Here is a 13,156-nt window from a genome sequence, read left to right as displayed (position 1 = left end):
TGGAGCGGCCTTGGTAGTTGTCAGAGGATCGAGCCCTGAAATCAGTCGCGCGTGCCGGAGAAGCGCTCCTGCCATTCCTCGCGCTGCTCGTCGGTGATCTTGGCAAAGAGCACCTCCGGAACGGTGAAGCCGTGACCTGCGGGCAGCGCGGAGAGGGCGGCGGCCACATCGTCGGGCCAGCTGCGATCTTCGGTCTGGAGGGCGGCCAGCAGACGCTCGGTCGCATCGGGGATGAACGGGGCTGACAGCACCGCGTAAAGGCGGATCAGGTTTAGCCCCAGGCGCACCTGAGCGGCGGCCTGATCGGGGTCGGTTTTGAAGACGGACCACGGTGCCACGGATTGCAGGTATTCATTGCCGGCAACCCAGATCGCCCGCAGCTCCTGCGCGGATTTGCGCACGTCCATAGCGGCCATATGGCCCTCATAGGCGGTGACGCGGGTGCTGATCTCATCAATCAGCGCCTGTTCGGCCTCGCCGTAGTCATTGCCCGCTGGCACTTCCTCGCCGTATTTGGAGCGGCAGAATTTGGTGATGCGGCTGACGAAATTGCCCAGCACGTCCGCCAGATCCTTGTTCACCGATTGCTGGAAATTTTCCCAGGTGAATTCGGAGTCGGAGCTTTCGGGGGCGTGGGACAGCAGCCACCAGCGCCAGTAGTCCGCTGGCAGGATCTCCAGCGCCTGATCCATGAACACGCCGCGCCCCTGCGAGGTGGAGAACTGGCCGCCGTCATAGTTCAGGTAGTTGAAGCTCTTCAGGTGGTCGACCATCTTCCACGGCTCGCCGGAACCAAGGATGGTGGCCGGGAAGGAGAGCGTGTGGAAGGGGACGTTATCCTTGCCCATGAACTGGACGTATTTCACATCATCGGCGCCCTTGTCTGTGCGCCACCAGCGCTGCCAGTCGGCGTCGGATTTGCCGTTGGCGTCAGCCCATTCGCGAGAGGCGGCGATGTATTCGATGGGGGCGTCGAACCAGACGTAGAAAACCTTGCCTTCCATGCCGGGCCAGTCCGCATCGCCCTTCTTGACCGGGACACCCCAGTCGAGATCACGGGTGATGCCCCGGTCCTGAAGCCCGTCGCCATCATGCAGCCATTTCTTAGCGATGGAGGTGGTCAGCACCGGCCAGTCGGATTTGCTGTCGATCCAGGCGTCCAGCTGGTCTTTCAGTTGCGACTGGCAGAGGTAGAGATGCTTGGTCTCTCGCACTTCCAGATCCGTGGAGCCGGAAATCGCGGAGCGTGGGTCGATCAGATCGGTGGGGTCCAGCTGCTTGGTGCATTCCTCGCACTGGTCGCCGCGGGCGCGCTCATAGCCGCAGTTGGGGCAGGTGCCCTCAATGTAGCGGTCGGGCAGAAAGCGGCCATCGGCGTGGGAATAGACCTGTTTTTCGGTGACTTCGCGGATCAGCCCTTGTTCGGCTAGCTTGCCTGCAAAATGCTGGGTGAGCGCGTGGTTCTGCGGGCTGGAGGAGCGGCCGAAGTGGTCAAAGCTGAGACCGAACCCCTTGGCGATGCCGGCCTGGACCTCGTGCATTTCGGCGCAGTATTCGGCCACCGGCTTGCCTGCCTTGGCGGCGGCCAGCTCGGCAGGGGTGCCATGTTCATCGGTGGCGCAGAGGAACATCACCTCATGGCCGCGTGCGCGCTGGTAGCGAGCATAGAGATCTGCGGGCAGCTGGCTGCCGACCAGATTGCCCAGATGCTTGATCCCGTTGATATAGGGGATCGCCGAGGTAATGAGAAAGCGCGCCATATCATCCATCCAACTAGAGCTTTGCTGGCCCGTCTAGCGCATGGCGCTGCCGCCGGAAACCCCGCTGTGGGACTTGTGGCTAATTTCCCCGCCCTTGACGGTGCAGAAGATCGCCTAGCGGCGCTCGCGGGAACGTTTCAGCAGGCGGCCAATGGTGAAGGAGGTGCGCGGCGCATAGACGTAGCGGGTGCGGTCCTCGGGCGCGGGGCGGGCGCGCATCCGAGCCAGGCCAAAGACGATCAGTCCGAGGTGGCCAACAGCAACAAAGGCAAAGAGCGCGCCGGGGCCGTAGTTTTCGATCAGCGCCGAGGTGATCAGTGGCGAGGCGATGGCGCCAAGGGCGTAGAAGAACATCAGCGCGGCGGCCAGCTCAATCCGCTGCTGCGAGGTGGCAAAATCATTGGCGTGGGCGGCGGAGACCGAGAAGATCGGCATGGTGGTGAAGCCGAAGAAAGCGGCTGAGGCCATCACCGCCAGCGTTCCCATGCCGCTGGCGGCTATGGTGATGCCACAGGACAGAATGGCCACCACCGAGAGCCAGATCAGCACCCAGCGACGGTCGTATTTGTCGGCCAGCCAGCCGAGCGGGTATTGTGCCAGCGCGCCACCGAGGACGAAGGTTGCCAAGAAGAAGGCGATCTGCCCGACCTCCAGCCCGACCTCCTGGCCGTAGATCGGGCCAACCATGCGGAATGACGCGGAGCTAAGCGCGGCGACAATCACACCGGCAACCGCCAGAGGTGAGCAGGCCCAGGCCAGTTTCGGGCGCAGCCGGGGGGCATCGGGAATGTCGGGCTGGCTGACCTTGGTCATGGTGAGCGGCAAAAGCGCCGCGCAGCAGAGGATGGCCAACAGGTTATAGGACACATAGGCGGCAGGCGGCAGCACTGCGATCAGCAGCTGCGCCACCAGCGAGGCCGAGAGATCAACGATCCGATATGATCCCATGGCGCGGCCACGGGTTTCATTGGTGACCTTGGCGTTGAGCCAGGATTCGATCACCGTATAGCAGCCCGCCACGCAGAGGCCGGAGGCGATCCGCATTGCGGCCCAGGCCAGCGGATCCTCTGTCAGCGTGTGGCCGATCAGCCCCATGGCCCCCAGCGCGGTGCAGACGGCGAAGGCCCGGCTGTGGCCGACATTGCCCATCAGGCGCGGCACCCACCAGCAGCCCAGAAAGAAGCCGACGAAATGTGCAGAGCCGAGAAAGCCGATCTGTTCCTTGTCAAATCCCAGCGTAATGCCGGAGAGCGCATCCAGCGGGCCAACGCCGCCGGTCGAAAGCTGCAACAGGATCACAGAGAGAAACAGCGCCGCAAAGGAAATCATCATCCGCATAATGGCCAGTGATGACCGCTGGGCGCGAGGATTGCACGGGTGTTTCCGACATTTTCCCGATTGGTGTGTCGTATTGTGCCCGGCGTGTCACGGGCACGGCAAATCTGCGGCGCCGCCAGCCATGGATCGGGACGAGGGGGCGGCTCAGTCGTCGCGCTGCGCGATCTCGCCGCCTGCTTTGCTCCAGGCAGTAAACCCGCCCTCAAGATGCATCACCGGTCCCAGCCCCATCTCCATCGCAGCCTTGGCTGCAAGGGCAGAACGCCAGGCGCTGGCGCAGTAGAACACATAGGTTTTGTCCTGATTGAACACTGGCTTGTGGTAGGGGCTGTCGGGATCGATCCAGAATTCCAGCATTCCGCGCGGGCAGGAAAACGCGCCCGGTATCATGCCGCTGGCTTGCAACTCGCGGATATCGCGCAGGTCGATGAAGGCGTAGGCGTCGTCATGGATCGCGGTTTTTGCGGTGTCGATGGACATGGTGTCGATAACCGCGTTGGCCTCCTCAAGGAGGGTTTTGACACCTTTGGTGATGGTCTGGGGCATGACGGGATCCTGTGTTTGATGGCTGAGGTCGTCTGGTTCCTGCGGCAGGCTGGGGCAGGGCGCAGCGCTTGGCAAGGGGGCAGAGGCGCGCAGGTCATGCTGGTCCGGGGCGTGGCGATCCGGTTGCATCACGCCGGGCCTGCGCTAGTGTTTGCGCCGACAGGGGCGCAGGCGCCCCCAGCAGCTGCAACAACAGGATCCCGATCATGAAGATGAACCCGCTTGGCCGCACCGGAATGGAGGTGTCGCAGATCTGCCTCGGCACCATGACCTTTGGCACCCAGACGGATGAGGTCGATGCTCATGCGCAGATTGATGCGGCCCTAGCGGCGGGGGTGAATTTCCTCGATACGGCGGAAATGTACCCGGTGAACCCGATCAGCGCGGAGACGGTCGGCGACAGTGAGGCGATCATCGGCAATTGGAATGCGCGCACGGGGCGGCGGGCAGAGTATATCCTGGCCACCAAACATTCCGGCGAGGGGTTGCAGGCGGTGCGGGAGGGCGCGCCGATTACGGCGAAGACCATCCCCGCTACGATCGAAGGATCACTGAGGCGGCTGAAGACGGATTACATCGATCTCTACCAGTTTCACTGGCCAAACCGGGGCAGCTATATGTTTCGCAAGAACTGGCAGTATGATCCGGGCGGCAATGACCGGGCCGAGGTGTTGGACAATATGGCCGAATGTCTGGAGGCGCTGAAGGCGCAGGTGGACAGGGGCAATATCCGCGCCTTTGGGCTGTCGAACGAAAGCGCTTGGGGCACGACGCAGTGGCTGCGGCTGGCGGAGGAGAATGGCGGGCCACGGGTGGCGTCAATCCAGAATGAATATTCACTGCTGTGCAGGCTTTATGACACCGATCTGGCGGAGCTGAGCCTCTACGAAGACGTCGGATTGCTGGCATTTTCGCCGCTGGCCACTGGTTTGCTCACTGGAAAGTATCAGGATGGTGCGGTGCCGGAGGCCTCGCGCAAGGCGCTGAGCCCGGAGCTGGGCGGGCGTGACACGGATCGGGTTTATCCGGCGGTGGCGGCCTATCTGGAGATTGCCGCGCGTCACGGGCTGGATCCGGTGCATATGGCGCTGGCCTGGTGTCACACGCGGCCCTTTATGGCCTCGGCCATTTTCGGGGCGACCACTCTGGCGCAGCTGGAGCATGTGCTGGCGGGGGCGGATCTGACCCTGTCGCAGGAGGTGCTGGAGGAGATTGACGCGGCCCATCGCGCCCATCCGATGCCCTATTGATCAGGGCGATCTGGGACGGGATGACCGCGTGATCATTGCAAGACGGGCGACCCAGAAGGGCCGCCCGTTTTCATTATGTGCCTTGCAGCCTTTGGGCTCAGTAAGAGCCGGTAGACTGTCGCGGCAACGGGCCGCTCTGGCGCAGGGTGTTTTGCCCTTGTGACAGAGGGGCCTGATTGAACAGTGGTTTGCTGGACGTAAGCCGACTGGCCGCAGCGGTTGCAAGGCTTGACTGGCGCAGCTCACGGGCGGTGATGTCATGGGCTGTGCGGAAGGCGCGGGCAAAGCTGGACTGCGAGTTGAAGCCGGTGGCCAGCGCCACCTCCATGATCGGCAGGTCGGTATCAGTGACCAGCCTGCGGGCTTCGGCCAGACGCAGTTGCAGGTAGTGGTCCTGCGGCGTCGTGTTCAGGCGCAGGCGGAACTGCTGTTGCAGGCTGCGGGTGCTGGTGCCCAGTTCCTCGGCAATCTCGCTGAGGGGTTTCGGATCATCCAGTGCGGCCTCCATCAGGGCATTGGCCCGTGCGGTGAGCGACGAATGTTTGGAGCTGCCAAGGCGGCTTTGCGGGCGTGCGGTGGAACCGGGGCCATCGTAGAGGAACAGCCCTGCCACGCGGGAGGCAAAGCCCGCGCCATGGCGGCTGCCGATGATGTGCAGCATCATCTCAATTGCAGGCGTTGCGCCGCCGGAGGTCATGCGCCCCTCGGAGAGGGTGAAGCGGTCGTTGCGGCACTGTACACCGGGGAAGCGGCTGGCGAAATTGTCCAGATCTTCCCAATGGGTGGTGGCGGGGTGATCGTCCAGAAGGCCGGCCTCGGCCATCAGCCATGGGCCACCGTCGATGCCCGCAATGGTCGTCCCACCCGCCGCCAGACGGCGCAGGCCAGCCAGCAGGCTGGGGGTGGCGTGGCGTGCGAGCTGGAAGCCGGCAATGACGATCAGTAATTCGCAGCTTTGCAGGCGCGCCAGCGGGATGCCCGGCACGCTGAGGCCGCTGGTCAGCATCGCAGGTTCGCTGGTGGCGGTGACATAGTCCCAGTCGAAGGCGCCACGACCGGCCAGCCGATTGGCTGCGCGCATGGGATCGACAGCCGCGGCGAAGGACAGGGTGTTGCTCTCATCAAGCACCAGAACAGCCGTTTTTAGCGGCTGATTCTCGGGCTGGAGGATGTTTTTTGCGGATTTCATCAAGTTCGATTCGCATGTTGACTAGTGGGTGCATCAAGGCTGCGGCACTGTTGAGATCAACACAAACAGGAATCTGGGGGCAGGCTTGGGGATAACTCGGGCACAACCCTGTACATCGAGGGGAAAACCAAAATGCCTCTGAATATGGCCAAAAACGTCTTCATCACCTGTGCTGTCACTGGCTCTGGCGGCACTCAGGATCGCAGCCCGCATGTGCCCCGTTCGCCCAAGGCGATCGCCGAGAGCGCCATTGCGGCGGCCAAGGCCGGGGCGGCGATTGTGCATTGCCATGTGCGCGACCCCGAGACCGGCGCGCCCTCGCGCGATCTGGCGCTTTACCGGGAAGTGACCGACCGGATCCGCGAGAGCGACACTGACGTGGTGCTGAACCTCACTGCCGGCATGGGCGGCGACATGGTTTTTGGCGATACCGAAAATCCTCTGCCGTTGAATGAGGCGGGCACCGACATGATCGGCGCCACGGCTCGAATGGCGCATGTGGCCGAATGCCTGCCGGAGATCTGCACACTGGATTGCGGCACCATGAACTTTGCCGAGGCAGATTACGTGATGACCAACACGCCAGGCATGTTGCGGGCGATGGGTCAGATGATGACGGATCTCGGCGTGAAACCTGAGATCGAGGCCTTTGATACCGGTCATCTGTGGTTCGCCAAGGAACTGGTGAAGGAAGGCGTGTTGGCCAGCCCCGCCTTGGTGCAGCTGTGCATGGGGGTGCCTTGGGGCGCGCCCAATGACCTCAACACCTTCATGGCGATGGTGAACAATGTGCCGGACGATTGGGACTGGTCGGCGTTCTCGCTGGGACGCGATCAGATGGCCTATGTGGCGGCCTCCGTCTTGGCGGGCGGCAACGTGCGGGTGGGGCTTGAGGACAACCTGTGGCTCGGCAAAGGGCAGCTGGCGGAAAACTGGCAGCTGGTCGAACGCGCGGGCACCATCATTGAAAATATGGGGGCCAAGCTGATGGGGCCGGATGAGGTGCGTGCGCAGTTGGGGCTGGTCAAACGCGCGCCGGTGGCGAAGTAATCCGCGTTTCAAAAAAAAACGGGGCAAATGTGCCCCGTAACACAGGGCGGCGGCAATCCAGGGTTGAAGCCCTAAAGGGAATTGGATTACTTGGTTGAATGATATTCCTTCCATTCTTCGCTGCCTCGATGCTGTCCCTCACCGCTTTCCTTCAGTCCGAGGCCGCTTGGTGGAAAGGGCCGCTTGCGGCGCTCGTGCTGTTTTTGGCCGGGTTTGGGGTCGCGGTCGGTCTGTCCGACGCTGTAGTGGAAAACAGCATTGCCCCACCTGCCATGGGGATCGCAGCCGGGGCGTGGCTTGGTGCCGGGGTTATCGGTCTGGGAGCAGTTCTTGCTCTGATTTTGCGAAAGTCCCTGTCCCCGGGCCGGATCGCCGGGACCGCCTTCCTTGGCGGTTTTGCGTTCTTCAGTGTTCTGCCTTTCCTCATCTAAAGCAGATCACCAGTTTCGCGCTGCCAGCGCATTTGAATTCAATGAAAATGAAAACTGCCTGCTTGCCAGCGGGCAAGGAAGCCATGCGCGCTTAACCCGCGCGACGTGCTCGTGTGGTTCATGGGCCAATGTCTTTTGGAGAACAATGTCATGACAAAAACAGCAGCAATCATCGGTGGCGGGGTTATTGGCGGCGGATGGGCCGCGCGGTTCCTGCTGAACGGCTGGAACGTGCGGGTGTTTGACCCGGACCCGGAGGCCGAGCGCAAGATTGGCGAGGTTCTGGCCAATGCGCGGCGCAGCTTGCCGGGGCTCGGCAATGTGGCGCTGCCTGCGGAGGGCCGCCTCAGCTATCACGCCACCATCGAGGAGGCGGTAGCCGGGGCAATCTGGATTCAGGAAAGCGTGCCGGAGCGGCTGGAGCTGAAACAGAAGGTCTATGGCACGTTGCAGGCGCATGTTGCGGCGGACGCTGTTATCGGCTCGTCTACCTCTGGCTATAAACCGTCGCAATTGCAGGATGGGTTCAGCAATGCCGCCCAGATCGTGGTCGCGCATCCGTTCAACCCGGTCTACCTGATGCCGCTGGTGGAGTTGGTCACGACCGAGGCCAACCCGGCAGGCGTGAGTGACAGCGCCAAGGCAATCATCACCGAGATCGGCATGTATCCCCTGCATCTGAAGAAGGAAATCGACGCCCATGTGGCCGACCGGTTCCTGGAAGCCGTCTGGCGCGAGGCGCTGTGGCTGGTCAAGGATGGGATCGCCACCACCGAAGAGATCGACAATGCGATCCGCTATGGGTTTGGCATCCGCTGGGCGCAGATGGGGCTGTTTGAAACCTACCGTGTGGCGGGCGGTGAAGCGGGCATGAAGCATTTCATGGCGCAGTTTGGCCCGGCGCTGAAATGGCCTTGGACCAAGTTGATGGACGTACCGGAATTCACCGATGAGCTGGTCGATCTGATTGCAGGCCAGTCGGATGACCAGTCCGGTCAGCATTCGATCCGCGAGCTGGAGCGTATTCGCGATGACAACCTTGTGGGGATGATGCGGGCGCTGGGCGCCAATGACTGGGGGGCAGGCGCGTTGCAGAATGCGCATGACGTCGGACGCGAGGGGGATGCCGGGCTGGTGCGGTCGCTGGATGATCTGGAAGACTTGAGCCAGCCGGTGCTGACCCAGAGCCGGATCGTGCCCTTGGATTGGACCGACTACAACGGCCACATGACCGAGAGCCGCTATCTGGATGCCTTTGCGCAATCCACCGACCGGCTGATGATGATCATCGGCTGCGATGCAGAGTATATCGCCAGTGGCGGCAGCTATTTCACCGCTGAGACCCATATCCGCCATATCGACGAGGTCCATGCGGGCGATCCCATTCAGGTGCGCACACGGGTGATCATGGGGCAGGGCAAGAAAATGCATCTGTGGCACGAGATGTATTCCGGTGAGCGGTTGCTGGCGACTGGCGAACATATGCTGCTGCATGTGGATCTTGCGACCCGCCGCTCCGCTCCGCCTGCACCGCATATCGAGGCCAATCTGGTGAAGCTGGCAGAGGCCCATGCGGCGCTGCCCGCGCCTGAGGGGCTGGGCCGCGCCATTGGTGCGCCGCGGTGAGCGCTGAAGGGGTAAGCAGGGTTCTGGTCACTGCCGGCGGGTCAGGGATCGGCCGGGCCATGGCCGAGGGCTTTGCCGCCGCCGGGCATCAGGTCTGGGTCACGGATGTCAGCGCTGAGGCGCTGGCGGATATGCCGGAGGGCTGGCGCAGCACGGCGGTGGATGCCACTGATGAGGCTGGGGTCAGGGCGCTGTTTACTGAAGTGTCGGAGGTCTGGGGCGGCTTGGATGTGCTTTGTGCCAATGCTGGTATCGCGGGGCCGACTGCGCGGATTGAGGACATCGCGCTTGAGGACTGGCGCAGATGTGTGAGCGTCAATCTAGAGGGCTGTTTTCTGGCCGCCAAATACGCAGCCCCCATGATGAAGGCGGCCAAGGCTGGATCGATCATCGTGACGTCATCAACGGCGGGGCAATATGGCTATCCGAACCGCGCGCCTTATGCTTCGGCGAAATGGGCAGTGATTGGCCTGATGAAGACGCTGGCGATGGAGCTTGGCCCCTTTGGTATTCGTGCGAATGTGATCTGCCCCGGTGCGGTGGAGGGGCCGCGGATGGAGGGCGTGCTTGCGCGCGAGGCAGTGGCCAAGGGCATGACCCGCGATCAGGTTTACGATGGTTATGCCTCGGGAACATCGATGCGGTCCTTCGTTGAGGCGAAAGACATTGCCAATATGGCGGTGTTCCTCGGGTCCGACGCAGCGCGGCTGGTGTCAGGGCAGGTGATTGCCGTGGATGGCCATACGGAAAACCCGGATCCCAAGGTGTGAGGCCCGTCTCGGAAACCGTCTGGAAACGCCCGCCTTCAGATGAAACGTACCGCCTAACCGATAGGCCGGGCTGCGCCTGCCTGCCCCCCGGCAGGCGCATTCGCGCCAGCCCAGGCAGGCGCAGCCCTGAGCGTTTGACGCTACCGGTTTACGATATGGCCGCCCGAAGCGCCCTGAGCCGTCCGGGCAATTGTCGCGCAGTGATATCGGCCTCGCGCACCAGATTGTCGAAATGGCTGGTGAAGGTGGCGATCCGCTCCTTGTCGCGAAAGGCCAGATAGTTGCTGCCTGCATAAAACACGCACAAAAGCGGGCCGAAGATGGTGATCGGTGAGGAATAGAGCCGCTTGGCATCAAACAGATAGATACGCAGGCGGGGGTAAAGCTGTTCGGCGAGACGTTCGAACTGGTCGAGCTGCTCCAACCGGATTTCCAGCGGCAAGCCTTCGTAATAGCCCGCGCCTTGGGCAAAGCTGTCCAGTTCATAAAGCGGCAGTGCGATTTCATAGTCCGACGGCGACTGGCGTATCCAGGAGAGCCGATCCTCTGAGGCGCCGATGGCCTGATCAGCGGTGCGCCCGAGATGCGGGGCATATTCCCATTCCAGCAGCGCGCGGGTTTTCAGCATGTCGGGCAGGGCGGCAGGGACGTGGCGGATCTTGTAACCTTCGGCCTCCTGATGCCAGTCGAAAATCCGTTCATCCACCAAGGCGCGGGGTGCCTTTGTCATCGACAGGCTGGCGGCGATCAGATCGGCCGCATTCTCTGGCCGGTCCGACAGGCTAAGGAGCCAGTCGGCCGAAACCCCAAGCGCTCCGGCGCAGGCGCCGACCACATGGGCGTTGGGCAGCCGAGCCCCGGCATCAGTCAGAAGCTGCGAGATCGTCGAGCGATCCACCCCAATGGCGCGGGCCAGCGCGCTTTGGCTGAGGCCACTGTCGCTGAGCGCGCGGTTGAGACGGGTGCGAAACTGCTCCGCGCGCAGACGTTTGTCCATAATATCAATCATGTGATGATTTTTATCACGTTTGCTGAATTTTGTTAATCATATTCGGAATTCTGCATCGCGTGGGATCCGTGTAGGCCGGAGGAAAGGTAAGAAAAACAGGAGGCTGCAGATGGACACGCGAGCGCGATCAGTGGTGAAGGCGGTGATCTGGAACCTGCTGGGACTGGCGATGATGGCGGGGGTTGGCTGGTTGCTGACCGGGTCACTTGCGCTTGGCGGGACGCTGGCGCTGGTCAATACCTGCGTCGGCTTTCTGTGCTACCTGCTTTATGAGCGGATCTGGGCCGGGGTGCGCTGGGGGCGGCGTCATGTCTGATCCGCAGGCTAGCCCGCAGGTGCCAAGCCAGCGCGCCATGCTGGACCGGGTGCAGCTGCAATTGGGGCGTGTCGAATGGGGCACGCTGGCGCTGATGCTGGGGTGCTATGCGGCCTGGGGGGCGGCGTTGGCTTGGCTACCGTTGGTATCTGTCTGGCTGGCCGTACCGGTTCTGGCCTGTCTGATCACGTTACAGTCCTCGCTCAGCCATGAGGCGTTGCATGGCCATCCGTTCCGGTCGCGCGTCCTGAATGAGGCCTTGATGTTCCTGCCGCTCAATCTGGCGGTGCCCTATGGCCGGTTTCGGGACACCCATCTGGCGCATCACCATGACGAGCGGCTGACCGACCCCTACGACGACCCTGAGACCAATTATCTTGATCCGGCGCAGTGGCGCCGGATGGGAGCCGTTCAGCGGGGTCTTCTGTGGGTCAACAATACGCTGGCGGGGCGGGTGCTGCTGGGGCCGTTGCTGGGGCAGATCCGGTTTATGATAGAGGACGCGCAGCTGATCCGCGACGGCGATGAGGCGGTGCTGCGCGACTGGTTGCTGCATCTCCTTGGCGCGGGGCTGACGCTGTGGCTGGTGGTGCAGAGTGCGCTGCCGTTCTGGGCATATCTCTTGGCGGCCTATCTGGGGTTGGCGATCTTGAAGATCCGCACCTTCCTGGAGCATCGCGCCCATCTTGACCCGGCGGCGCGCACGGTGATTATCGAGCGTGGCGGTCTCCTTGGATTTTTGTTTCTGAACAATCACCTGCATGTGGTGCATCACTGCCATCCGGGGGTGCCCTGGCACGCGTTGCCACGCCTCTACCGGGACCGGCGGGCGCAGTTTCTGGCCCGCAATGACGGCTATACCTACCCCTCCTATGGTGTGGTCCTGCGCCGCTATGCGTTGCGGGCAAAGGACCCGGTCGCACATCCGATCTGGTCAGAACGGCAATAGCGCCTCATAAGGGGCCTATGACCTTATGGATCCCCATCGCCATCGCGGCGGCCAGTTTTCAGACCGTCCGCTTTATGCTGCAAAAGGTGTTGAGCAGCGTCACCCTGTCGACGGCGGGGGCGACGTTTTCGAGGTTTGTTTATTCCGCGCCACTGATCTGGGCCGGGCTTCTGGCTTATCTGGCGCTGTCGGGGCAGGCGTTGCCCGCGCTGAGTGCCCGGTTCTGGATGTTTGCCACCATTGGCGGCACCGCGCAGATCCTTGCGACGGTCTGTGTGGTGGCGCTGTTCCGGCAGCGCAATTTTGCGGTCGGGATTACGTTCAAGAAAACCGAGGTGATCCAGACCGCGCTGGTCGGGCTGGTGGTGCTGGGGGATCAGATCACCGCCCTTGGCTGGGTGGCGATTGTGATTGGTCTATGCGCGGTGCTGGTGCTGTCGAAGACACCGCAGAGCAAGGGGCCGTGGTGGCGGCATCTGTCCAGTCCGGCGTCGCTGTTGGGGCTGGGGTCGGGTGTGCTTTTTGCCTTCTCAGCGGTGAGTTATCGCGCGGCGTCGCTTGAGCTTGATGCGCTGGCGCCAGCGTTTCGCGCCGGGGTGACGCTGGCCATCGTCGTAAGCTTGCAGACGCTGTTTATGCTGGTCTGGCTGAAGTGGCGGGAGCCCGGCGAGATCGCGCGGGTCTGGGCGGCGCGACGGGTGGCGATCTGGGTTGGGCTAACCAGCATGGCGGGATCTTTCTGCTGGTTCTGGGCCTTCACTCTGCAGAACGCCGCCTATGTGAAGGCGCTGGGACAGATTGAATTACTGCTGTCGCTGCTTGCGTCGGTGTTGTTCTTCAAGGAGCAGATCACCCGGCGCGAGATTATCGGTATGGGCTTGCTGATCCTGTCGATCCTGGCGCTGCTGCTGGCAATCTGAGT

Annotated in this window: 13 protein-coding genes; 8 read left to right on the top strand and 5 right to left on the bottom strand. The window is 62.5% G+C overall.

Going from position 1 to position 13,156, the window contains the following annotated elements; genetic code table 11:
• Window positions 1-41: 41 nt before the first annotated feature.
• The 3 genes from metG to GAL_RS12970 all read right to left on the bottom strand — a co-directional run bounded on the left by metG (window position 42) and on the right by GAL_RS12970 (window position 3,644).
• Window positions 42-1,760 carry a methionine--tRNA ligase gene (gene metG / locus GAL_RS12980; protein ID WP_024098025.1) on the bottom strand — a complete coding sequence of 573 codons (1,719 nt, stop codon included), beginning with the start codon at window positions 1,758-1,760 and terminating at the stop codon, window positions 42-44.
• 114 nt (window positions 1,761-1,874) lie between these two features.
• Window positions 1,875-3,098 carry an MFS transporter gene (locus GAL_RS12975; protein ID WP_024098024.1) on the bottom strand — a complete coding sequence of 408 codons (1,224 nt, stop codon included), beginning with the start codon at window positions 3,096-3,098 and terminating at the stop codon, window positions 1,875-1,877.
• Between the two features lie 144 nt (window positions 3,099-3,242).
• On the bottom strand, window positions 3,243-3,644 hold the full coding sequence (locus tag GAL_RS12970; protein ID WP_024098023.1) for a rhodanese-like domain-containing protein: 402 nt from the start codon (window positions 3,642-3,644) through the stop codon (window positions 3,243-3,245).
• A 206-nt stretch (window positions 3,645-3,850) separates the two neighbouring features.
• Here GAL_RS12970 and GAL_RS12965 point away from each other — a divergent pair, with 206 nt between their 5' ends.
• A complete protein-coding gene (locus GAL_RS12965; protein WP_024098022.1) occupies window positions 3,851-4,894 on the top strand; it encodes an aldo/keto reductase in 1,044 nt (347 codons plus the stop codon).
• A gap of 97 nt (window positions 4,895-4,991) precedes the next feature.
• Here GAL_RS12965 and GAL_RS12960 read toward each other — a convergent pair whose 3' ends face one another.
• Window positions 4,992-6,083: a GlxA family transcriptional regulator gene (locus GAL_RS12960; protein WP_024098021.1), complete on the bottom strand. Its 1,092-nt coding sequence runs from the start codon at window positions 6,081-6,083 to the stop codon at window positions 4,992-4,994.
• Window positions 6,084-6,215: 132 nt separating this feature from the next.
• Between GAL_RS12960 and GAL_RS12955 the strand changes: the two genes are divergently transcribed.
• The 4 genes from GAL_RS12955 to GAL_RS12940 all read left to right on the top strand — a co-directional run bounded on the left by GAL_RS12955 (window position 6,216) and on the right by GAL_RS12940 (window position 9,960).
• Complete coding sequence (locus tag GAL_RS12955) at window positions 6,216-7,133, top strand: BKACE family enzyme (RefSeq protein ID WP_024098020.1); 918 nt, start codon at window positions 6,216-6,218, stop codon at window positions 7,131-7,133.
• Window positions 7,134-7,231: 98 nt separating this feature from the next.
• Window positions 7,232-7,564: a hypothetical protein gene (locus tag GAL_RS12950; protein WP_014879437.1), complete on the top strand. Its 333-nt coding sequence runs from the start codon at window positions 7,232-7,234 to the stop codon at window positions 7,562-7,564.
• A 150-nt stretch (window positions 7,565-7,714) separates the two neighbouring features.
• On the top strand, window positions 7,715-9,190 hold the full coding sequence (locus GAL_RS12945; RefSeq protein WP_024098019.1) for a carnitine 3-dehydrogenase: 1,476 nt from the start codon (window positions 7,715-7,717) through the stop codon (window positions 9,188-9,190).
• Window positions 9,191-9,249: 59 nt separating this feature from the next.
• Window positions 9,250-9,960 carry an SDR family oxidoreductase gene (locus tag GAL_RS12940; RefSeq protein ID WP_024098018.1) on the top strand — a complete coding sequence of 237 codons (711 nt, stop codon included), beginning with the start codon at window positions 9,250-9,252 and terminating at the stop codon, window positions 9,958-9,960.
• 148 nt (window positions 9,961-10,108) lie between these two features.
• Here GAL_RS12940 and GAL_RS12935 read toward each other — a convergent pair whose 3' ends face one another.
• Window positions 10,109-10,969, bottom strand: coding sequence for a helix-turn-helix domain-containing protein (locus GAL_RS12935; protein ID WP_024098017.1), 861 nt, complete (start codon window positions 10,967-10,969; stop codon window positions 10,109-10,111).
• A gap of 109 nt (window positions 10,970-11,078) precedes the next feature.
• On the opposite strand from GAL_RS12935, the gene GAL_RS12930 reads away from it, so the two are divergent.
• Genes GAL_RS12930 through GAL_RS12920 form a run of 3 tightly spaced genes read left to right on the top strand, consistent with a single transcriptional unit; the run spans window position 11,079 to window position 13,154 of the window.
• Complete coding sequence (locus GAL_RS12930) at window positions 11,079-11,285, top strand: DUF2061 domain-containing protein (RefSeq protein WP_014873956.1); 207 nt, start codon at window positions 11,079-11,081, stop codon at window positions 11,283-11,285.
• A complete protein-coding gene (locus GAL_RS12925; protein WP_024098016.1) occupies window positions 11,278-12,234 on the top strand; it encodes a fatty acid desaturase in 957 nt (318 codons plus the stop codon). Before GAL_RS12930 ends, GAL_RS12925 begins: the two co-directional genes overlap by 8 nt.
• Window positions 12,235-12,251: 17 nt before the next feature.
• Window positions 12,252-13,154 (top strand): DMT family transporter, encoded by a 903-nt coding sequence (locus tag GAL_RS12920; protein WP_024098015.1) that lies wholly within the window; start codon window positions 12,252-12,254, stop codon window positions 13,152-13,154.
• Window positions 13,155-13,156: the final 2 nt, after the last annotated feature.

This window comes from Phaeobacter gallaeciensis DSM 26640 (assembly GCF_000511385.1).
Lineage (GTDB): Bacteria > Pseudomonadota > Alphaproteobacteria > Rhodobacterales > Rhodobacteraceae > Phaeobacter > Phaeobacter gallaeciensis.
The sequence above is the reverse complement of the archived record's forward strand: the minus strand, read 5'-3'. Positions and strand labels throughout refer to the sequence as shown.